This window comes from Prauserella marina, from assembly GCF_002240355.1.
GTDB lineage: Bacteria > Actinomycetota > Actinomycetes > Mycobacteriales > Pseudonocardiaceae > Prauserella_A > Prauserella_A marina.
Genome location: NZ_CP016353.1, coordinates 3,178,170 through 3,199,259 on the forward strand (window position 1 = coordinate 3,178,170; position 21,090 = coordinate 3,199,259).

22 protein-coding genes are annotated in these 21,090 nt (G+C 68.8%); 16 read left to right on the forward strand and 6 right to left on the reverse strand.

The genetic code is table 11. The features are described from left to right. The first annotated feature begins 15 nt into the window (after window positions 1–15). From BAY61_RS14870 to BAY61_RS14915, 10 genes are all read left to right on the forward strand, one after another. Entirely contained in the window at window positions 16–1,071 is a 1,056-nt protein-coding gene (locus BAY61_RS14870; protein WP_091805169.1) for a flavin-containing monooxygenase, read from the forward strand. Between the two features lie 149 nt (window positions 1,072–1,220). Then, window positions 1,221–1,745, forward strand: coding sequence for an anthrone oxygenase family protein (locus tag BAY61_RS14875; RefSeq protein ID WP_245866117.1), 525 nt, complete (start codon window positions 1,221–1,223; stop codon window positions 1,743–1,745). Then, complete coding sequence (locus BAY61_RS14880; protein WP_091804041.1) at window positions 1,742–2,215, forward strand: hypothetical protein; 474 nt, start codon at window positions 1,742–1,744, stop codon at window positions 2,213–2,215. The genes BAY61_RS14875 and BAY61_RS14880 overlap by 4 nt, the downstream gene beginning before the upstream one ends. A gap of 292 nt (window positions 2,216–2,507) precedes the next feature. After that, on the forward strand, window positions 2,508–3,992 hold the full coding sequence (locus BAY61_RS14885; RefSeq protein WP_185770011.1) for an ABC transporter substrate-binding protein: 1,485 nt from the start codon (window positions 2,508–2,510) through the stop codon (window positions 3,990–3,992). A gap of 15 nt (window positions 3,993–4,007) precedes the next feature. After that, complete coding sequence (locus BAY61_RS14890) at window positions 4,008–4,967, forward strand: ABC transporter permease (RefSeq protein ID WP_091804047.1); 960 nt, start codon at window positions 4,008–4,010, stop codon at window positions 4,965–4,967. Further along, the gene (locus BAY61_RS14895) at window positions 4,964–5,791 is read left to right on the forward strand and encodes an ABC transporter permease (RefSeq protein WP_091804050.1); all 828 of its coding nucleotides are present in this window, start codon (window positions 4,964–4,966) and stop codon (window positions 5,789–5,791) included. The genes BAY61_RS14890 and BAY61_RS14895 overlap by 4 nt, the downstream gene beginning before the upstream one ends. After that, window positions 5,791–6,762: an ABC transporter ATP-binding protein gene (locus tag BAY61_RS14900; RefSeq protein WP_091804053.1), complete on the forward strand. Its 972-nt coding sequence runs from the start codon at window positions 5,791–5,793 to the stop codon at window positions 6,760–6,762. The genes BAY61_RS14895 and BAY61_RS14900 overlap by 1 nt, the downstream gene beginning before the upstream one ends. After that, window positions 6,752–7,570, forward strand: a complete 819-nt coding sequence (locus BAY61_RS14905) for an ABC transporter ATP-binding protein (protein WP_091804056.1) — start codon at window positions 6,752–6,754, stop codon at window positions 7,568–7,570. Before BAY61_RS14900 ends, BAY61_RS14905 begins: the two co-directional genes overlap by 11 nt. After that, window positions 7,552–8,967 (forward strand): DUF2252 domain-containing protein, encoded by a 1,416-nt coding sequence (locus BAY61_RS14910; RefSeq protein ID WP_091804058.1) that lies wholly within the window; start codon window positions 7,552–7,554, stop codon window positions 8,965–8,967. The genes BAY61_RS14905 and BAY61_RS14910 overlap by 19 nt, the downstream gene beginning before the upstream one ends. Window positions 8,968–9,035: 68 nt before the next feature. Continuing rightward, entirely contained in the window at window positions 9,036–9,566 is a 531-nt protein-coding gene (locus BAY61_RS14915) for a potassium channel family protein (protein ID WP_091804061.1), read from the forward strand. An 11-nt stretch (window positions 9,567–9,577) separates the two neighbouring features. Here BAY61_RS14915 and BAY61_RS14920 read toward each other — a convergent pair whose 3' ends face one another. Continuing rightward, complete coding sequence (locus tag BAY61_RS14920) at window positions 9,578–10,528, reverse strand: DUF2867 domain-containing protein (RefSeq protein WP_170140183.1); 951 nt, start codon at window positions 10,526–10,528, stop codon at window positions 9,578–9,580. A 55-nt stretch (window positions 10,529–10,583) separates the two neighbouring features. Here BAY61_RS14920 and BAY61_RS14925 point away from each other — a divergent pair, with 55 nt between their 5' ends. Then, on the forward strand, window positions 10,584–11,153 hold the full coding sequence (locus BAY61_RS14925) for a TetR/AcrR family transcriptional regulator (RefSeq protein WP_211323566.1): 570 nt from the start codon (window positions 10,584–10,586) through the stop codon (window positions 11,151–11,153). A 9-nt stretch (window positions 11,154–11,162) separates the two neighbouring features. Here BAY61_RS14925 and BAY61_RS14930 read toward each other — a convergent pair whose 3' ends face one another. Beyond that, window positions 11,163–12,191, reverse strand: coding sequence for a phosphotransferase enzyme family protein (locus tag BAY61_RS14930; protein ID WP_143021371.1), 1,029 nt, complete (start codon window positions 12,189–12,191; stop codon window positions 11,163–11,165). 43 nt (window positions 12,192–12,234) lie between these two features. After that, the gene (locus tag BAY61_RS14935) at window positions 12,235–12,630 is read right to left on the reverse strand and encodes a DUF5313 family protein (protein WP_091804068.1); all 396 of its coding nucleotides are present in this window, start codon (window positions 12,628–12,630) and stop codon (window positions 12,235–12,237) included. A gap of 47 nt (window positions 12,631–12,677) precedes the next feature. Here BAY61_RS14935 and BAY61_RS14940 point away from each other — a divergent pair, with 47 nt between their 5' ends. The 4 genes from BAY61_RS14940 (at window position 12,678) to BAY61_RS14955 (ending at window position 16,056) form a co-directional block, all read left to right on the forward strand. Next, window positions 12,678–13,136, forward strand: a complete 459-nt coding sequence (locus tag BAY61_RS14940) for a MarR family winged helix-turn-helix transcriptional regulator (protein ID WP_091804071.1) — start codon at window positions 12,678–12,680, stop codon at window positions 13,134–13,136. Window positions 13,137–13,243: 107 nt separating this feature from the next. Further along, the gene (locus BAY61_RS14945; RefSeq protein WP_245866121.1) at window positions 13,244–14,029 is read left to right on the forward strand and encodes a trimeric intracellular cation channel family protein; all 786 of its coding nucleotides are present in this window, start codon (window positions 13,244–13,246) and stop codon (window positions 14,027–14,029) included. 83 nt (window positions 14,030–14,112) lie between these two features. Further along, entirely contained in the window at window positions 14,113–15,303 is a 1,191-nt protein-coding gene (locus BAY61_RS14950) for an RtcB family protein (protein ID WP_091804074.1), read from the forward strand. A 105-nt stretch (window positions 15,304–15,408) separates the two neighbouring features. Then, a complete protein-coding gene (locus BAY61_RS14955) occupies window positions 15,409–16,056 on the forward strand; it encodes an FMN-dependent NADH-azoreductase (RefSeq protein WP_091804077.1) in 648 nt (215 codons plus the stop codon). A gap of 8 nt (window positions 16,057–16,064) precedes the next feature. Here BAY61_RS14955 and ligD read toward each other — a convergent pair whose 3' ends face one another. Both ligD and BAY61_RS14965 read right to left on the reverse strand, forming a co-directional pair. After that, entirely contained in the window at window positions 16,065–17,072 is a 1,008-nt protein-coding gene (gene ligD / locus BAY61_RS14960) for a non-homologous end-joining DNA ligase (RefSeq protein WP_091804080.1), read from the reverse strand. Window positions 17,073–17,122: 50 nt separating this feature from the next. Continuing rightward, window positions 17,123–18,133 (reverse strand): TerC/Alx family metal homeostasis membrane protein, encoded by a 1,011-nt coding sequence (locus tag BAY61_RS14965; RefSeq protein WP_091804084.1) that lies wholly within the window; start codon window positions 18,131–18,133, stop codon window positions 17,123–17,125. 314 nt (window positions 18,134–18,447) lie between these two features. Between BAY61_RS14965 and BAY61_RS14970 the strand changes: the two genes are divergently transcribed. Continuing rightward, entirely contained in the window at window positions 18,448–19,557 is a 1,110-nt protein-coding gene (locus BAY61_RS14970) for a peptidoglycan DD-metalloendopeptidase family protein (protein ID WP_091804087.1), read from the forward strand. Window positions 19,558–19,678: 121 nt separating this feature from the next. Here the strand turns inward: BAY61_RS14970 and gad are convergent, their stop codons facing one another. Then, entirely contained in the window at window positions 19,679–21,052 is a 1,374-nt protein-coding gene (gene gad, locus BAY61_RS14975; RefSeq protein WP_091804090.1) for a glutamate decarboxylase, read from the reverse strand. Window positions 21,053–21,090 lie beyond the last annotated feature (38 nt).

Here is a 21,090-nt window from a genome sequence, read left to right on the forward strand (position 1 = left end):
GGCAGTATGGGCGTGATGGAGCAGGTGATCGTCATCGGAGCCGGCCAGTCGGGTATCGCCGTGGCGGGCGCCTTGCTGCGGAGAGGGCTGCGCCCGCTGGTACTGACGGCCGATGCCGAACCGGCAGGCGCGTGGCCGCACTATTACGACTCCCTCAAGGTGTTCACCCCTGCCTGGTTCAACGCCTTGCCCGGACAGCCCTTCCCCGGCGACCCGCACCGTTACCCGCACCGGGACGAGGTCGCCGATTACCTGCGTTCCGGCGCGGCGCGGCTCGACTGCGAGATCAGAACCGGGCAACTGGTCACCGAGGTCACGAGGCAGGATTCCGGCTACCGCGTGCTGACGGCGGATGGCGCCGAACTGCGCGCGCTGGCCGTCGTCGCGGCGAGCGGTCAGTTCACCAATCCGCACCGGCCGCCGCTTCCCGCGCTCGCCGGATACGCGGGGACCGTCCTGCACTCGGCCGACTACCGGGGACCGGAGCCCTTCGCGGGCAAGCGGGTCGTGGTGGTCGGCGCGGGCAACTCCGCCGTGCAGATCGCCGTCGAACTCGCCCTGCGCGCCGAGGGGGCCGAGGTGACACTGGCCAGTCGCGGCCCCGTCCATTACGCGACGAACGAGCCGGTACCCGGCGGCTCCCGGTTCTGGCCGGTGCTCGCCGCGGCGGCGAAGCTTCCCGTCGGCAGGTTCCTCAAGCCGGGAAGCATCCCGGTCATCGACACCGACGGGTACCGCGAGGCGATCGAGGCGGGCAAGCCCGAACGCAGGGAGATGTTCACCGGATCGCGCGGCACCAAGCTGGAGTGGAAGGGGAGGGCGGCCGACGACGTCGACGTCGTCCTGCTGGCCACCGGATACCGGCCCGCGCTCGACTATCTTCGCCCGCTCGGCGCGCTCGGTGCCGACGGTCTTCCCGCCCACCGCAACGGGTTGTCGAAGACTCACCGGGGACTGGCCTTCGTCGGGCTCGACTACCAGCGCACGATCCTGTCCGCGACCCTGCATGGGGTCGGTGCCGACGCCGCCTACGTCGCGAAGCGCCTCCGGCCGGCCCGCCCGCCCCGGTGACCCACCCTTAGGGGAAGGTACGTCGACGTACGTATCCGACCGTCGCTTTCGCACGGACGACAGTGCGCCCCGCGCTGCCTAAAGTCGGAATCGACCGGAGGCGGCTGTGCTTCCGGCACATCCGTTTTCGTGTTCTGACAGGGGTATCTGTGCGAGACAGATTCACGTTCGTGTGGTCGCTGGGGTATGTGTGGGTGGCGATGGTCGCCTTCGGAGGGATCCTCGTCGACAGCATCGTCATCTATCCCAACGTGTTTCACGACCCGCCCGCGTCGCTGGAGGGATCGATGGACTTCTTTTTGATCACCGGCCCCGCTGATCTCTTCCCGCCGCTCGGTGCCGCGACCGTCATCGCGGGAGCGGTGACCCTGGTGCTGGTGTGGCGCACCTCGGCGAGGTTGTGGATCGGGGGCAGCCTGCTGACCCTGGTGCTCGGCGAGTTCCTGTTCTCGATGCTGTTCTTCTGGCCGCGCAACGACATCATGTTCGAGGAGGGCATCGCGGTGCACTCCGTGGAGTTCCTGCGCGAGACGGCGGCCCAGTTCCAGGCCGGGCACTGGGTGCGCCTCGCGATGAGCGGCGTGACGGCGACGCTCGTGCTCATCGGTTTCCTGCGCTACCACCGTGACCGGGTCATCGCCGCCACCGAACAGAAGAAGCTGGTGACCGCATGAGCGAGAAGAAGAGGTTGCTCGGCAAGGAATCGCTGGGACTGTCCTTCGGCGCGTTGGTGGGGCTCGCGCTCGTCGGGGTCCCGAGGGTGATCGCGCACGACCTCGAACTCGTGGGCTCCGCGGTGAACTCGGTGCTCGTGTTCGTACCGCTCGCGGTGTGGCTCGCGGTCGTGCTGTGGCGGCGGGTACCGAACCCGTTTCTCACGTTGCTGGTCATCGGGGTGTACTACGGTTTCCTGCTGGCCGTCGTGCACCAGATACTGTGGACGGAGGCATTCGAGGGTGACCCGCCCGCGCTGGGCGGCAATCTGGCCGGAGCCCTGTCCGGGCCCATGGAAGCGGTGGTGCTGCGGGGATTCGCGTTCCTCAGCAGCCTGGTGACCGGTGCCGCCGTAGGTGCCGCGGTCGGCGTCGTGGGCTGGCTGCTCGCGAAGACGGTACCCGCTCTCCGCCCCCATTCGAGAACCTGAGCCCCCGGCCGCCTGTCCGCGCGAGTCCCCCGCCTCGGACGCCGAGATCCGCATCCGGGCTGCCGAGATCCGCACTCGGAACGTCGAGATCCGCGCCCGGAGCCGTGAGCACTGTCTCCGGCTCCGGGCGTATCCGGGCGAAACGAGGCCCTGTTGCCCTCCCGGAAGAGATATCCACAATAGACTGATGCGGTGTCGTGGGCCGGGTGACACCAGAGCACGATTCACGGTGCGAAGGGTGCGGTCGTGCGTCGCGGGGCCAAAAACGTGGCCTGCGGTTTTCCCGCGACCGGTGGTGGTCGTCATCACCGCGATCATCACCGTGGCCCTCTTCGCCGCCGCCTGTACCGGAACCGGGCTGCGCAGCGGAGACCGGCAGCGGTCCTCGCAGCTCATCGTCGGCTTCACGCAGGAGCCGGCCGACTGGAACTTCCTGCGCAACCCCACGACGGCCATTCGTTCGCTGTTGTTTTACAACGTGGTGGAAACGCTCATCACCCAGGACGCCGACGGCCGGTTGCGGCCATTGCTCGCGAAGGATTTCCGGGTCACCGCCGACGGGAAGCGGTACGTCTTCGAACTGAGGAACGCGACTTTCCACAACGGCGAACGCCTGTCGGGTGAGGACGTCGTCTACTCGGCGAAACTGGCGCGCGCGTCGCCGCTTTCGGAGATTTCGGCGCCCTTCCGGGACGTCAGGCGGATCGCGAAGATCGACGACCGGACCGTCGAATTCACGCTGGCCACGCCGAGCCGCGCGTTCGCGCTGGCCATGGCGACGAAGGTGCCGATCATTCCCAGCGGTTCCGAACCGGAGCTGGCGAGCCATCCGGTCGGGACCGGTCCGTTCAGCTTCGCGGAATGGCGCAACGGAGTGCGGGTCGTGCTGGAGGCCGACAGGGACTACTGGGGCAGGCCACCCGCGTTCGCTCGCGTCGAGTGGCGGTTCATCGCCGACCTCAACGCGGCGCTCAACGCCCTGCTCGCCGGTGACATCGACGTGTTGCCTGCCGTCATCGAGAAGAACGAGGTCAGGAAGGTGGACAACAGCGAGGGGTTCACGTCGGTCCCCGTCGCGAGCCAGGAAATCCTGTACGTCACGCTCAACGCGCGAAGCCCGAAGTTCCGCGACCCGCTGGTCAGGCAGGCCATCGCGCACGCCATCGATCGCGACACCCTCGCCGAGGGCATGGAACTGGTGGCGAAGCCGACCTGCGTGCTCATCAATCCGCCGACGGAACTGCTGCACAGCGACCACTGTCCCTACCGTTACGACCCCGCGCTCGCCAGGAGATCGCTCGCCGAGGCGGGGGTGGAAGGGCTGCGGGTGCGGTTTCCCTATTTCACCGATCAGTTCTCGATCGTGACCGAGATACTTGCCCAGCAACTCGGGCACGCGGGCGTGGAGCTCGAACCGGAGAACATGGATCTGGCGACGTACGCGGACCGGGTCGTCGGCAACAACGACTTCGAGGCGACCGTCGTCAGCGGCCCGCAACAGATCGAGAGCTGGCGGTGCCCAGGGTGGTACACGGGCGACTGCCTTCCCGCGCTCGACCGGCTGCTCGCGGAGGCGGATGCCGCCGCGACCGAAGCGGAATGGGCGAGGTCACGCCGGGCCGCCGCCGAGCTACAGGCCGAAAGGGCGTTCGTGATTCCACTCGGCACGGTCGTGCAGAACGCGCTGCACCGGGACGACCTGACCGGATTCGCCACGTCGAGCGCGGCGAGCGAATTCGACCTGCGCGGAATCCACTGGGTGAACGAGCGGCACTGAGCCGAGGGGGTCACGATGATCCGTCTTGCCGCGCGGTCGGCCGCGGTGCTGCTCGGCTCCGCGCTGGCCGGTTCGCTCGTCATCTTCCTGCTGCTGAGAGTGCTCGGCGGGGATGCGGCCGTGGTGATACTCGGCAGGAGCGCGACGCCGGAATCGCTCGCGGCACTGCGGGCCGAACTGGGACTCGACCGGTCGTGGTTCGTCCAGTACACCGACTGGCTCGGTGGTCTCGTGCGCGGTGAGCTGGGGCGGTCCTACGCGGCGTCCTACGACATCGCGGGCGAGATCGGCGCGAGGCTCGGGGTGACCCTGAGTCTCGCGCTCGTGTCGATCGTGCTGGCGGCTCTGCTCGCGTTGCCACTCGGTACGTTCGCGGCCGTCAACGCCCGCCGCGCCGCTGGTGGATTCGTCGACGTGCTCACCCAGTTCGGCCTCGCGATCCCGGTCTTCTGGGGCGGGCTGCTGCTGATCGTCGTCTTCTCGATCCGGCTCGGCTGGTTTCCGGCAGGCGGGTACGTGCCGTGGACGGTGAGCCCGCTGGACGCCGTCCGCGCATTGACCCTGCCGGTGGTGGCGCTCACCGTGCCGGTCACCGCGGTGTTCGCGCGGTACGTCAGGGCGGCGATGCTCGACATCCTCGATCAGGATTTCATCAGAACGGCCATGGCGAAGGGCAGAACCCTTGGCGGCGCGGCCATGGTGCACGGAGTCCGCAACGCCTCGGTGTCCCTGCTGACCATCGGGGCGCTCCAGCTCGGCACGCTCATCGCGGGCACGGTGGTGATCGAGAACGTGTTCACGTTGCCAGGGCTCGGCGGCCTGTTGCTCAGCGCGCTCACCGGCAGGGAGGTCATGGTCGTCCAGTCGGTCGCGTTCGTGATCATGCTGATCATCCTGGTGCTGAACTTCCTGCTCGACCTCAGCTACGGGCTCGTCGATCCGCGCATCAGGGACCGCGAAGGGGAACGGGCATGAAGCGCAGGTCTTTCTCGTTGTTCGCGGGCGGGCTGTTGCTGGTGCTGTTCCTGGGTTCGGGTCTGCTGTCGCTCTTCTGGACCCCGTTCGCGGCCGACACCATCGACATTCCGCACCGGCTTGCCCCGCCAGGCACCGACGGTCACCTGCTCGGGACCGACGCGCTCGGCAGGGACGTGGTGTCGCAACTGATGGCGGGAGCGCGCAACTCGATGCTGGTCGCCGTCGTGTCGACGGTGCTGGCGACGGTTCCCGGCGTGCTCGCGGGCCTCGTCATCGCGGGCGCGGGCCGGACCGCGCGCACGGTGATGAGCAGGCTGGTCGACCTCGGCGTCGCGTTGCCGGGCATTCTGATCGCGCTGGTACTGGCCACGACGCTCGGCGCGGGCAACTCGGCCGCGATCATCGCCATCGTCATCTCGTTCATCCCGATCGTGATCAGGGTGACGATGGCCCCCGCGAGGCAGGTGCTCGCGCTCGACTACGTCGAGGCGGCGCGAGCCTACGGAAGAGGCCGCTACTTCGTGCTTTTCCGGCACGTCCTGCCCGGCATCACGCCGGTGCTCATCGTGCTGAGTTCGGTGCTGTTCGCCTCGGCGATCCTGACCGAAGCCGCACTTTCCTATCTCGGAGCGGGCGCGCAGCGGCCGGTCCCTTCGTGGGGCCGGATGCTGAACGAGGCGCAGGCGACCATCGACATTGCCCCGCAGCTCGTCGTGTTTCCCGGACTGGCCATCGTCGTGGCGGTGCTCGGCTTCAACCTGTTCGGCGACGGGGTGCGCGCGGTCCTCGACCCCCGGCAGGCGAGGACGGTGGTGAGCTGATGCTGGACATCGAAGGGCTCGCGGTGAGCATCGGCGGCACCGAGGTGCTTGCCGTCGACCAGCTGAGTCTCGGTGAGGGCGAACGCCTGGGCGTCGTCGGCGAGTCGGGGTCGGGCAAGACGATGCTGGCGATGGGCGTGGCCGGACTGTTGCCGAGGCAGGCGCGGGTCACCGGGTCGATCCGGTTCGAGGGAACCGACCTCGCGGGGCTGCGCGGCCGTCAGCGCGCGGCGGCGCGCAGAGGCCGCGTCGGCGTCGTCTTCCAGGACCCGCAGCAGGCCCTCAATCCCATGATGCGCGTCGGAAGGCAAATCGGGGAGGCGCTGCGGCTGGGAGCGGGCAGGGCGGCCGCGGCGCGCTCGCGGGTCGCGGAGTCGCTGGCCGAAGTGCGGTTGCCGGCACCGGCCGAGCTGATGCGGCGGTATCCGCATCAGCTTTCCGGAGGTCAGCGGCAGCGGGTGCTGCTGGCGATGGCGATGGCGTGCAGACCGGCGCTGCTGATCGCGGACGAACCCACGACCGCGCTGGACGCGACGGTGAGGGTGGAGATTCTGGAGCTGATCGACGAGCTGAGCGCGGCACACCGGATGGCGGTGCTGTTCGTGAGCCACGACCTCGGCGTCGTGCGGAAGGTGAGTGACCGGATCGCGGTGCTGTACGGCGGAACGCTGATGGAGCAGGGGCCCTCGGCCGACATCGTCGAGCGCCCGCTGCACCGCTACACCGAGGCTCTGATCGCCGCGAACCCCGGTGCGCCCGATCCGGACGAGCCGCGCGGGCGCCGGTTCGGCACGATCGAGGGCTCGGTTCCTCCAGCCGGTGAGTTCCCTTCGGGGTGCCGGTTCCGCGACCGGTGTCCACATGAGACTGACCGGTGCTCGGTGCCCCCTCCTCGCGCCGAAGCGAGGCGCGGGCACGTCTTCCGGTGCTGGAATCCCGTGACGCGCGAAGGGAGCCGAGGTGATTGTTGAGGCGAGGGGACTCGGCTTCACCCACCGAGCAGGGACGGCAGCGCTCAGCGACGTCGGTTTCGCCGTCGAGCGAGGACAGACCGTCGGCATCGTGGGGGAGTCCGGTTCGGGGAAGTCCACGTTGGTCCGGCTGTTGTGCGGGCTGCTTCCCGGTTACACCGGTTCGGCGACGTACGCGGGCCGGGAGATCGGTGACTGGCTCAGGGAGGACGCCCGTGAGTTCCGCTCGCGCAATCAGCTCGTGTTCCAAAGCCCCTCCGGTTCCTTCGACCCGAGACTGCGGCTGGCCACGTCACTGGCCGAACCGCTCAGATCGCTCGCGCGGAGAAAGCCGGAGCCTGGCGAGCTGGAGACCCAGCTCGGCGAGGTCGGGTTGAGCGCGGAGCTGCTGTCGCGGTATCCCCACGAGCTCTCAGGGGGCCAGTTGCAGCGCATGGCGCTGGCCAGGGCGCTCGTGGTGAACCCGGCCGTGCTCTACGCCGACGAACCGACCAGCGCGCTCGACGTGTCGGTGCAGGCGCAGGTGCTCAACCTGTTGATGGACATCCAGGACCGGCTCGGGGCCACGCTCATCGTCGTCTCGCACGATCTGGCCGTCGTCGCGAGATTGTGCGAGTACGTGTTCGTGCTGCGCGCGGGAAGCGTCGTCGAACACGGGGAGACCACCGCGCTGCTGCGGTCACCGGCTTCGCCCTACACGCGCGCGCTGATCACGGCAGCCGAGTCGGTCGCCCTCGACCGGGGGGTCTCGCCCGTGCGGGGCGGCGCTGCCCGGCGGACGATACGGGGATGGAGACCTCACGGCTGACCCGCGCCGAACGGGCCGCGCGTGGCAAGGCCGCTCGCGCGGTCGCGCCGCGATCGAGCCACGCCGAGTTCGCCCGTCCTGAGGGGGCCCCTTCGCCGCTGACGCTGCTGGCGGGCCAGGACGAGACCCGCGTACCCGAGTTGCTGCCGATCAGGTACGCCAGGATGGCCGCGTCCGCGTTCACCTACTTCCGGGGCGCCGCGCTGCCGATGGCTGCGGATCTGGCCCGCACCCCGAGCACGGGACTTGAGGTGCAGGTGTGCGGCGACGCGCACCTCATGAACTTCGGCCTCTTCGCCTCTCCGGAACGGCGCATGGTGTTCGACATCAACGATTTCGACGAAACGCTCCGGGGGCCGTGGGAGTGGGACGTCAAGCGCCTGGCGGCGAGCCTTGAGATCGCGGCGAGGGACAACGGCTATCCGGCGAAGCGGCGCACCGGCATCGTCGTCTCCGCCGTTGCCGAGTACCGCCGGGCCATGCGTGAGTTCTCCGGCTGGACCGCGTTGCGGGTCTGGTATGCCCACGCCGACGTGCGCGAGATCAGGGCGATGTACGCGGACAAGCTCGGCGCGTCCCGGCGCGAGAACCTCAAACGGGACGTGCGCAAGGCGGGCGCGAGGAACAACCTCGGTGCGTTGCGGCGGTTCGCGCACGTGCGCGAGGGACGGCTGTGCATCGCGGCCGAACCGCCGCTGATCGTGCCCGTCGACCAGCTCACCGGAACCGAGGCGGGGCTGGCGGAAGGCGGAGAGCCGGGCGCGCTGACCGCGATGCTCGGCGACATCCTCTCCTCGTACCGGGCGACGCTGGAACCGGAGCGAAGGGCGGTGCTCGACCGGTACCGCTACGTCGATCTCGCCCGCAAGGTCGTCGGCGTCGGCAGTGTGGGAACCCGGTGCTGGATGGCGCTGCTGCTCGGCAACGACGAACACGATCCGCTGTTCCTCCAGGCCAAGGAAGCGGGCCCGTCCGTGCTGGAGCGGTTCGTCGGCCCCAGCCGCTACCGCAACGCGGGCAAGCGGGTCGTCGTGGGGCAACGCCTGATGCAGACGGTGAGTGACGTCTTCCTCGGCTGGGTGCGAGCGGATTCGTTCGACGGCGGGCGGCGGGACTTCTACTTCCGGCAGCTGCGGGACGGCAAGGGCAGCGCCGACGTCGAGTCGATGACGCCGAAGGGCATGCTGGCCTACGGCAGGCTGTGCGGGTGGACGCTGGCGCGGGCGCACGCGAGGACGGGTGACCCGGTCGCGCTGGCCGCCTACCTCGGCTCCGGCGCCCGGTTCGAGGAGGCGATCGGGGAATTCGCGCGCGGCTACGCCGACCAGAACGAACGTGACCATGTCGCGTTGCGGGAGCGGATCGCATCCGGATCCATCGCCGCGGCCGAGGGGTAGAGCCGTGTCGCGACAGGGCTGGCCGTTCGTGTCCGGCCACGCCGGGGTTCCCGTCCTAGACTCGGGGCATGGCGTCCACGCCACCAGCGAGGGGCGGGTACCCGAGCCGGTGGTTTCTGCTGCTGGCGATCGCGAGGCCGGTGCTCACCGTCGCCGTACTCGTGGTGGGTTACTACCTGCTTCCCTCCGAGGCCCGGTCCGGTGCCGTCAACGTGCTGCTGCTCGTCGCGGAGCTGGCAGTGGTCGTGCTGCTGCTCGGAGTTCAGGTGCGGCTCATCCTGCGATCGAGGCACCCCACGATGCAGGGTGTCCAGGCACTGGCGTTGATCATCGCGCTCTTCCTGCTCGCCTTCGCCCACGGCTACTACCTGCTCGCGATGAACGCGCGCGGCAGCTTCTCGGCCGATCTCTCGAAGACTGACGCGGTGTACTTCGCGATGACCGTGTTCGCCACCGTCGGGTTCGGCGACATCGTCCCCGCGAGCCAGGAAGCACGTGTCGTCGTCACTTTCCAGATGGTCGGCAACCTGCTGATCCTCGGGCTCGTGCTGAAAGTGATCGTCTCCGCCGTCGACAGGGTCAGACAGCGGGAGCACTGACGAATGGTCTGCTACGCGGCAGCCCGGGCGGCGCCTGACCGCGCGCTTTCGCGGGCCAGCCTGCGCGCGGCTCTGGTGAGCAACGCGCGCACGATCAACGGGTGGATGCGGCGGACGAGCGCGTAGTAGGCGCGTCCGCGCCGGTTGTGCAGTCGCACGGCGCCGCTCAGCACGACCCGGTCCGGCTCGCATCGCACGGCGGTGCGGAAATCCAGATGACCGGCGTCCGCGCCGAGCAGTACCTCGTTCTCGTTCCGCTCGATGACGGCGAAGGTACCGGGCTCGCCCCGGTCGATCCAGGGAAGGTGCTGTCGCGCGGTCATCAGCGCACCGGCCCACGGCGGCGGGTCGGTGAAGATCGCCCGCGCCCATGCGTCCGGGTCGGCAGGCGTCTCACGGCGGCGCTCGATGACGAACATGTCGGAGTCGTCGGCCTCGGGCAGTGCGTCGGAGATCAGGCCGGTTCGCGACGGTTCGACGGCGCGTGCTCGCGGTCGCTCGAACCAGCGCAGCAGTCGCGCGTAGCCGGAGAGGGTGGTGGCCGGGGCCGCGAGCGCCGTACTCACGGCGGCTTGTAGCCGGTCGAGTACCTGCTCCAGGACGGCGTCGTGGGACGGCTCGATCAGGAGCTTCCAGGCGAGCCACGCGGTCGGCCCGGCTTCCGCGTCGACCTCGTGCCTGACAAGCGAACGTTCCCGATCGAGCGTGGTCACGGTGAAGGTGTGCGTGCCGGTGACGCCGATGCCGTCGGGAAAGGTGAACTCGATCAGCCTGCCCGGCTCGTAGGCGCTGATCGTGCCGTGAGTGCCGCTCGCACCGACCGCGACCGGTCCGTCCAGCCGCATCGGCTCCCACAGCGGTGGGTAGAGCAGGTCGCCGGGCTGTCCCATCGTGGCCAGCAGGGGGGCGATGTCGTCGGCGTCCGCGTCGACGACTCTGGCGTGGATATTGCGGATTCTCATGGCCATCTCCGTACATACGGTACCGTATGGTTCGACCATACGGTACCGTATGCACGTGCCACCGAGACAACGTCTTTCCGTCGCCGACTGGGTGGCCGCGGCATTTGACGCACTCGCCGAAGGCGGGCTCGCGGCCATCGCCATCGAACCGATCGCGGCCCGGCTCGGTGCGACCAAGGGCAGTTTCTACTGGCACTTCGACAGCAGGAACGCGCTGATCACGGCCGCGCTCGAACTGTGGGAACTCCGCCACACCGAGGACGTCATCGCCGAGATCGACGCATTGTCGCCCGGTCTGCCTCGCCTGCGTGCCCTGGTCGTCGGGGCTGTGGAGAGCCGCGACGACCAGGGAGCGCGCGCGGAACTTGCGCTACAGCCGACCGCGGGCCACCCGCTCGTCGCGCCGGTACTGGCCAGGGTCACCCGGCGGCGTCTCGGCTACCTCGCCGCGCAGTTCGCCGAGCTGGGGTTCTCGCGGGAAGGGGCCATGCGCAGGGCCCAGCTCGCCTACACCGGGTATCTCGGGCTCGCGCAGCTGGCGCACGCGACTCCCGGCGAAGTCGATCTTTCCTCCGACTACCTGGACACGATGCTTGAGGTGCTCGCCGGTTCCGCTCCGCGATGACCGGGACGGTCAGTGTCCTGAGGTGAACAAGGGGCTCAGGCTGAGCAGCCGATCGCTCGACGCGGGCAGTGCATCGGCATCGCGGGCGACTCTCGCCGCCGCCGCTGCCCTGGCCGCCTCGGGTGCCTGCTGTATGCCGAGCGCGACGCGGGCGCGTTCGGCCAGCAGCGCGAGCCGGAGGCCCAGTCGCCTCGCGAGCGGGAACGGGCTGGGTCGCAGGATGCCTCCGTTTTCGTGGTAGGCCGCCAGTCCCTTGGAAAGCCGGTCGCGGCGGGGGAGCCCGTCGGGGCCCTCGCAGAACACGAACAGCGCGTGCGCGGCTTCGAGCGTCGCGCAGTCGGGTCCCGCGGTGTCCCAGTCGATGAGCACGGGGCCTGTCGTCCCCGCCATCAGCACGTTGCGGGGCAGCAGATCCCGATGGGTCAGCACGGGGTCGCCGCACGCGGCGAAGGCGGCCACGACCCGGTCGGTGAGCTCGCCGATCAAGGTGAGCCGCTTCCGCAGCGACGGCGCCCAATCGTGGCCTCCGGTCTCGCCCCGCTCCACCAGTTCCAGCCAGGCGGCGAGAGGCTGGACGCCGTACCAGTCCTGGCTTGGCTCGGCCTCGCCGCCGCCGCCGTCGCCGCCGCCGCCGCCGTCGCCGTCGGGCTCTGGCCGGTGCAGGATCGCGAGCACGGTCCCCAGCCACGCCGAGACGTCGTCACCATCGGCGGGCGGCCCGCCTTCGAGCCATTCGTAGGCCCTGACGAGTCCGTGCCCGTCGCCGAGGTCGGCGAGCGGTCCTCGGCCGGTCACCGGCCGCAATTGCCGGGGCACGGGAACTCCCGCTGCCGCGGCCCTGTTCTCGACGGAGATGGCGATGGCGAGATCCGGAAGCCGCCGTGGTTGCGCGGCCGGTCTTTTGACGAGAAAAGAACCAGCGGCGGTGTCCAGCCGCCAGGTTTCCTCCGCGCTGCCGGCGATCGGTGTCAGCGGGCCGGTGTGCTCAGGAAGGCCGAACGCCGCGCACACCGCCATCGGATCGGGGGAGATCGGCACGAGCGCCAACGCTAGCAGCGCGCGGCGCCCGGATTTCCGCCGCTCAGCCGGACCGGTAACGGGCGAGATAGCGCTCGTGCGCCGATCGGTGCCGGGCGTTCCGCGCCTCGGCGCGGGTCCGCCGGCCGGTGCCGTAGGCGTAGCCGTGTTTGGCGAGCCGGTTCTCCGCGCCCTCCTCGGCGTAGGCGAAGGAGTAGAAGTAGCCGACGAGGGCGGCCATCAGCACGAGCGGAAGCCGCAGGCCCAGCGGGCCGGGCAGCAGCAGCCAGACCGAGCACAGCGGGGCCAGCATGACGGTGGAGCGGCACGCGTGCCGCCACAGCCAGGTGCGGGTGGTGAGGTCGTGCAGCACCCAGGCACGGTGAGCGGCGGGCAGCCGCCCACCCAGTGCGTACCAGACCCACCTGGCGGGGTTGGGCCGTCCTCGCTCGCTTGCCATGATTAGTACACTAACAGTTAATGCACTAAGCAATCTAGGATGGTGTGATGCGGATCGACCTGGGTGAGGACCCGCTGGCGCTGGACCGGCAGGTGTGTTTCGCGCTGTCCGTCGCCTCGCGCAGCGTGATCGCGATCTACCGGCCCCTGCTCAAGCCGTACGGGCTGACGCATCCGCAGTACCTCGTCCTGCTCGCGCTGTGGGACTCCGCGCCGCGCACGGTGAGAGACCTTTCCGACGTGCTGCGTGCCGAGCCCGCGACGCTCTCTCCGTTGCTCAAGCGGCTGGAGACACTCGGCTACGTGAGCAGGGGCAGGGGCAGGGGCGACGAGCGCACGCTCACCGTCGACCTGACCGAGAAGGGAAAGGCACTGCGCGCCGAGGCGGAGAAGATCCCCTACCGCGTGGTGGAGACGCTGGGCATGGAAGTGTCCGAACTGGAGCGACTGCACGCGGTGCTCGGCAAGGTCATCGCGGCCACCGACAGGGCGGGCGCGCGAAGCTGACGGCTAAAGGTCCGTTGTGGACTCCGGTCGGCACATCGCCGACATTCCGGTCGCACGTTCGGAGGACAATCTCGGTGTGCCACGGCGGGCGTGCCTAGGTTCATGGCATGTCCACGGTCGTCACGGCCTTCGCGATGTCGGAGAGCGCGCCGACCGGCATCGACGTCGCCACCCGCTACCTCGACCTCGCGGGAGTTCTCGCGTGCGCGCTGCTCGGTGGCGCCGTCGCCCGCGCCGAGCGGCTGGACCTGTTCGGCTTCATCGTCGTCGGCATCGTTTCCGGGCTCGGCGGCGGTGTCATCAGGGACGTGCTGCTGCAACACGGCACCCCTGTCGCGCTCACCGACTACGCCTACCTGCCGACCGCGCTGGCCGGTGCGCTCATCGCGTTCGTGATCAGTACGAGCCAGGAGACCTGGGACCGGCTGTTCACCGTGCTGGATGCCGCCGTCATCGGATTCTGGTCGGTGACAGGGGCACAGAAGACCCTGGCGGCCGGATTGAGCTGGCTGCCCGCGATCCTGCTCGGAACCGTCACCGCCGTGGGCGGCGGTGCGACGAGGGACGTGTTGCTCGGCAGGGTTCCCGCCGTCTTCGGAGGCAACGCCCTCTACGCCACGGTCGCCGCCGCGACGGCGACGGTCATGGTGGTCTGCTCCTATCTCGGAGTCCCCGTCGCGGGCATCGTCGGGGGAATCCTGTTCGCGCTCGTGTTCCGGCTCGTCGCGGTGAGGCGCGGGTGGAGCCTGCCCAACGGGAGGGACTGGCAGCCGCAGTCGCGGCTCGCCGCGATCATGCGCGGTGGCGCGCGCACCGCGCGGCGCGGCCTGCCGTCGGCCTCCTGGCAGCGTTACCGCCGATGGCGCTACCGCAAACGCGGCGAGGAGCAGTGAACGGTCCCCGCGAAAACCGTTGGCGGACAAGGGGGCCGGCCCGGCATCCTTGAGGTTCGCCACGACGCGGGAAGGACGATGACATGCACACGGCTGTGGACGGCGCCAGGGTGCCGATCCGGATGTGGGCCGACCCCGCCTCGGTCGAGGACGAGGCGATGCGCCAGTTGCACAACGTCGCGAACCTGCCGTGGGTGCACGGGCTTGCCGTGATGCCGGACGTCCACTATGGAAAGGGCGCGACGGTAGGCAGCGTCATCGCCATGAGCCAGGCCGTGTCGCCGGCCGCGGTGGGCGTGGACATCGGCTGTGGCATGAGCGCGGTGCGGACGTCGTTGACGGCGAGTGACCTTCCCGACGACCTCGGCGGTTTGCGCCGTCGCATCGAGTCGGCGGTTCCGGTGGGCTTCGCGGCGCACCGCGACCCGGTCGATCCGGCCAGGGTGCCCGGAACCGGGGGCTGGGCGCCGTTCTGGGACCGATTCGCGGACCTGCACTCCGCTGTTCAGCCGATGCGCGAGCGGGCAAGGAACCAGATCGGCAGTCTCGGCGGCGGCAACCATTTCATCGAGGTGTGCCTCGAACAGGGCGGCACCGACGAGGGCAGGGTGTGGCTCATGCTGCATTCCGGTTCGCGGGGCATCGGCAACGAGCTGGCCAAACGGCACATCGACATCGCGAGGAAACTGCCGCACAACGCCGGTCTCGTCGACCGCGATCTCGCCGTTTTCGTCGCGGGCACCCCGGAGATGGCCGCCTACCGCAGGGACCTGTTCTGGGCGCAGGAATACGCCGCGCGCAACAGGGCAACGATGCTCGCGCTCGTCCAGCGCGCGCTGGCGGACACGGTCGCGGGTACCCGGTTCGACCCGCCGATCGGCTGTCACCACAACTACGTGGCCGAGGAGCGGCACGAGGGCGTCGACGTGCTGGTGACCCGCAAGGGCGCGATCAGGGCCGGGCGCGGTGAACTCGGGATCATTCCCGGCAGTATGGGAACGGGCTCCTACATCGTGCGCGGGCTCGGCAACGAGAGTTCGTTCCTTTCCGCCTCGCACGGAGCGGGAAGGCGGATGTCGCGGACGAGGGCACGCAAGACCTTCACCGCGCACGACCTCGCCGAGCAGACCGAGGGGGTCGAGTGCAGGAAGGACACCGGAGTCGTCGACGAGATTCCGGCGGCCTACAAGGACATCGATTCGGTGATCGCGGCGCAGACCGACCTGGTCGAGGTCGTCGCCTCGCTCAAACAGGTGGTGTGTGTGAAGGGCTGACCGGGGCGTGCCCGGCGAGCCTCGCGGTCAGGGGGGCCGCGAGGCTCGTAGGCTGGCCCGGACACCTGATCAGCCGACCGCCCAGTGCCGAAAGGGAGCCCGTTCGTGCCGACGTTGCTGCGCCTGGACTCTTCCGCCGATCTCCGCTCGTCGACCTCGCGCACGCTCACCGGCGTGTTCGCCGAGACGTGGCAGGCGAGGGGCCCTGGCCACCCCGTCGTCGAGCGGGACCTGCACCGCTCACCACTGCCGCACCTGCCGGACGCGGCGCTGCACTACGCGCCGCGCTTGCGGGCCGAAGGCGAGAATCCCGTTGCCGACGCCGAGCGGGTGCAGGAGGAGTTGCTCGCCGAACTGTCCGCGGTGGACGCCGTGGTGATCGGCGCCCCGATGTACAACTGGTCGCTGCCATCCACGTTGAAGGCGTGGCTCGACTACGTGCACGTACTCGGCACGAGCGTGCCGTTCGACACCGACGACCAGCCGTTCGCGGGCCTGCCGGTGGTCGTGGTGGCCAGCAGGGGGCAGGCATACAGCGAGGCGACCGAGAACGCGGGCGACGACAACGCCGTACCGCCACTGGTGCGGGTGCTGGCAACCTCGATGGGCATGGCCGTCACGGTGGTCACCGCCGAGTTGACGCTCGCCGAGCGCATCCCGGCCATGGCCCCGCTGGCTGGCAAGGCGCGGGCGAGTCTCGACGCGGCGACCGAACGGGTGCGGGAACTCGCTGCGACCCTCGGCGGGAGCTGACCTTCGGCTCAGTCCAAATCGATCGGTTCCACCGGGTTTCCGGAACCAGCCGAATCGCCACCTGGGTCGCGAGCGCCGTCGCGTTCGTCGCGATCGGCCCACTCCAGCAGGCCCGTCAGCGAGAACACGGCGTCGTCGATGCCCGCGTGCGGATCGCCGATCTCGGCGAAGCGGGCGGGGACCGTCGCGATGGTGAAATCGCCGGGGTCGATGTCGTCGATCTCGGCCCAGGTCACCGGGGCCGACACGGTGCCATCCGCGTTGCCCCTCACCGAATACGCGCTGGCGATCGTGTGGTCGCGGGCGTTCTGGTTGTAGTCGACAAACAGCATGGCCGGGTCCCTGTCCTTGCGCCACCACGCCGTCGTCACGTCGTGCGGTGCCCTGCGCTCGACCTCCCTCGCGAAGGCCAGCGCCGCCCTTCTCACGTCGGTGAAGCCGTACTCGGGACTGATCCTGACGTAGATGTGCAGGCCGCGTCCTCCCGAGGTTTTCGGCCAGCCGACGGCACCGAGTTCATCGAGCACCTCGTGTGCGACGTGGGCGACGCGCCGCACCCGGTCGAACCCGCACTCGGGCATCGGGTCGAGATCGATGCGCCATTCGTCGGGAACCTCGGTGTCGGCGCGCCGCGAGTTCCACGGATGAAACTCCACTGTGGACATCTGGACGGCCCAGATCACGTCGGCGAGCTTGGTGACGCACAGTTCGTCGGCGTGCCGTCCATAGCGGGGGAAGTGCACGCGCACCGTGTCCAGCCATGGTGGCGCGCCGTGCGGTACGCGCTTCTGGTGAACTTTCTCCCCGCTGACCCCTGAGGGAAAGCGGTGCAGCATGCAGGGGCGCTCGCGCAGGGCCCTCACGATCCCGTCCCCGACGCCGAGGTAGTAGTTGGCGAGGTCGAGCTTGGTCTCCCCACGAGCGGGGAAGTACACCCGCTGCGGATTGGACAACCGCACCGGATAGCCGCCGACATCCAGTGTCACCGAGGGGCTGGGCTCTTTCCGCGAAGCCATGTCCGGAAACTACCTCGCTTTTCCCGTTCCCCGGTGCCGAAGCGCCCGCCTCAGCGGGGTTCGTCCTCGGGCTTCTTCGAGGGGCGCGCGCGCAGCGAGCCGGGGTGTGCCTTGGCTGAGGGATCCCGCCGGGTCTTGACCAGGCTCGCGACGGTGACCACGGCCAGCACCACGACGATGACGCCGAGGCTCACCACCGTGTCGATCTCCGGGATGCGGTCGTCGATGTCGACGTGCAGCCAGTGCAGGATCAGCTTGACGCCGATGAAGGCCAGGATCAGCGACAGTCCCGTCGACAGGTAGACCAGCCGGTCGAGCAGGCCCTTGACCAGGAAGAACAGCGCCCTGAGTCCGAGCAGCGCGAACGCGTTGGCGGCGAAGACGATGTAGGGCTCCTTGGTGACCCCGAAGACCGCGGGGATGGAGTCGAGCGCGAACAGCAGGTCGATGCTGCCGATGGCGAGCAGCACGATCAGAAGTGGCGTCACCATGCGCCTGCCGTCGATCTTGGTGACGAGCTTGCCGCCGACGTACTCGCTGGTCACCGGAAGCACCTTGCGGGCGGTGCGCACCATGACGTTGTCCTCGACGTCCGGATCCTCGTTCCGGTGCCGGAACAGTTGCACGGCCGTGTAGATGAGCAGCAGGCCGAACAGCAGGAACATGAACGAGAAGAGGGAAAGCAGCGTCGCGCCGACGGCGATGAAGATGCCGCGCATGATGAGCGCGAGCACGATACCGAAGGTCAGTACCTTGTGCTGGTGCTCTTCGGGGACCGCGAACGTGCTCATGATGATCACGAACACGAAGAGGTTGTCGACGGAAAGGCTCTTCTCCACGATGTAGCCTGCGAAGTACTCGGTGCCGAACTGCCCGCCGTGCGCGAGCGTGAACCACACGCCGAAGGCCACCGCGACGAGGATGTAGAACACCGACCACGCGGTGGCCTCGCGGAATCCGACCCGGTGTGGTCTCGCGGCGGCGATGGCGAGATCCATCGCGAGCAACGCGACGATGACCGCGATGGTGATCGCCCAGGTGAGTCCGTCGATGTCGAGCACACTGCCTCCGGATTTCTTCGCGGGCGAGTCCCGGTCACCGCGTTTGCAGGGGCCACGGTAATGGCAGCCGCGAAAACTCCGCCACTTCAAGCGTCTCCGCCGGGGGAGTCGCGAGCGGAGCCTCATCGCACTGGGTGATTCGTCAATGACACTGCGCAAAAAGACGCGTAAATGTCACCGTATCGTTGTGTTGTATGTCAAAGTCTGTGGATTCGAAGCAACCCGCCCACGCATAGTTCCGATGCCCCGACCCCAGCGCAGGTCACTGGTTCCCCCGCCACTGACGTGCGCGTCAACCCCGTATGGAGCAGTACATGGCCGCGCGCCATTCGCTCAGAAAGGCCGTGCCCGCCTCGTTGTTCGCGGCGATGGTGTGTGCCGCCACGCTGGGCCCCGCCTCCGCGTTCGCCCAGGCGGATCCGGACTCCCTCTCCGATCGGATCGCCGCCGCCGAGGCGGAACTCGGCGAGGCGCAAGCCGCCCTCGCGACGACCTACGACACGTTCACCTCGGCGCGGCACCGGTTCGACACCGCGACGAGGAAGGCCCAAGAGGCCCAGCGCGAGGCCGACGAGGCCACCGTGTCCGCGCGAGCCGCGGCGAAGCAGGCCACCGAGGCGCAAGGCAACGTCGACGAACTCGCCTCGGCCAGTTTCCGGCAGGGCAGTGTCATCGGTTCCTCGCTGACCACCTATCTCGGCTCCCGCACGCCTGCCGAGATGATGGAACGGTCCTCGCTGCTCAACGCGCTCGGCAGTGAGCATCTCGATTCGCTCGGCACCCTCCAACGCGCCGTGGACGAGCAGCGGTCGTTCGAGGCGACCGCGAAGACCTCGCTGAGGGAGGCCAAGGACAACGAGGCCGAGGCCGCCGTAGCGAAGACCGAAGCCGAGAAGGCCTACACCGCCGCGACCGACCAGCAGGAGTCGGCCAAGGCCGACACCGACCGGCTGCTCGCGCAGAAGGCGTCGCTGGAAAGTCAGCTCGCGGACACCGGAGCAGCCGCGGCGACCGTCGAAGGCGCCCCGGTTCCCTCCGCGAGCGGGGTCGTCAAGCCGACGACCGGCACGCTCACCTCGACCTACGGCCCGCGGGGCGGGACCATCCACTATGGAATCGACATCGCCAACAGCATCGGGACCCCGATCGTGTCCGTTTTGGACGGCGAAGTGATCTCGGCTGGTCCGGCGAGCGGATTCGGCCTGTGGGTTCGAGTCCAGCACGCGAACGGGCTCATCACCGTGTACGGGCACATCGATCAGGCGCTGGTGTCGGTGGGGCAGCGGGTCACCGCGGGACAACAGATCGCGACACTCGGAAACAGGGGAGAGTCGACCGGCCCTCACTTGCACTTCGAGGTGCACGACAACGGTCAGAAGATCGATCCGCTGGTGTGGCTGCGCAGCAACGGCGTCGACATCTGAGTGAGATCGGGCTAATCCCGAAGCCGCCTGTATAACGTCCTATACGGCTCGGCGTTGTTGCCGCGACCTTCGGCAACCCCGCGAAACCCCGGCAAGGACCTGGACCGATAGTCCACAGTGGTCAGTGGTGGAACGCGATGGGTCTGCCTTCGCGGGGATTCCGCAGGTGAGCGACCGCGTCGCGCAGGTCACGCGCGAACAGGGCCGCCTTGTCGGTACTGATCCCGTGCCGGATCAGCACCCGGTGGATGACCGTCTCCTGACGCCGGGGTGGAAGCGGGTAGGCGGCGACCTGCCAGCCGCGCATGCGCAGTTCGTCGGACAGTTCGTACAGGGTGAACCCGGCCTCGCCTGGGTCGCTCAGCGTGTAGGACAGCGCGGGGAGCGCGCCCCTTCCGGAGTACAGCATGGTGAACGGCCCCATGGCGGCCACCTGGTCGGCGAGCCACGCCGCGGTGTCGGAGCACGCCTGCTGGACCCTCCGGTAGCCTTCCCTTCCCAGTCGCAGCAGCAGGTAGTACTGGGCGATGACCTCGCTGCCAGGACGGGAGAAGTTCAGCGCGAACGTCGGCATGTCGCCGCCGAGGTAGTCGACCCGGAACACCAGTTCCTCGGGCAGGTCCTCCGCTGAGCGCCACACGATCCAGCCGACCCCCAGTGGGGCGAGCCCGTACTTGTGTCCCGAGGTGTTGATCGAGCTGACCCGTGTTATCCGGAAGTCCCATTCCAGTTCGGGCTGGATGAACGGCGCGATGAACCCGCCGCTGGCCCCGTCGATGTGGATGGGGATGTCGAGGCCGGTGTCCCGCTGGATCGCGTCCAGTTCGGCCGCGATCGCCTTCACCGGCTCGTAATCGCACGTGAACGTTACGCCGAGGATGGCGACGACGCCGATCGTGTTCTCGTCGACGTAGTCGCGCAGTTGTTCGGGCCTCAGCCCGGTCGCGTCGTCGAGCAGCGGAACCTGACGCAGTTCGACGTCGAAGTAGCGCGCGAACTTCTCCCAGCACACCTGAACCGGCCCGCACACCAGGTTGGGGCGGTCGGCCGGTTTGCCATCGGCCTTCCTGCGGGCCCGCCACCGCCATTTCAACGCGAGCCCGCCCAGCATGCCCGCTTCGCTCGAACCGGTGGTCGAGCAGCCGACCGCCGCTGCGTCACGGCCCGCGTGCCACAGGTCGGCGAGGATGTTCACGCAGCGCGATTCGATCTCGGCCGTCTGCGGGTACTCGTCCTTGTCGATCATGTTCTTGTTCATGTTCTCGTTCATCAGCGTGTGAACGAGCGGGTCGTTCCAGGTGGTGCAGAAGGTCGCGAGGTTCTGCGCGGCGTTTCCGTCGAGGTCGAGTTCGTCGTGGATGAGCTGGTACACGACGGCCGGGTCGTGGGGTTGCTCGCCGATGCGCAGCTTCGCGAGTTCCCGCCCGCTGAGCGGGCTCGCGTACACGTCGTCGAAGCGGGCGCCGTCCTCGTCGCCGATTTTGTGCAGTGCCATGGGTGACTCCTTCGCCGGAGACCGACCCGTTCAGTATT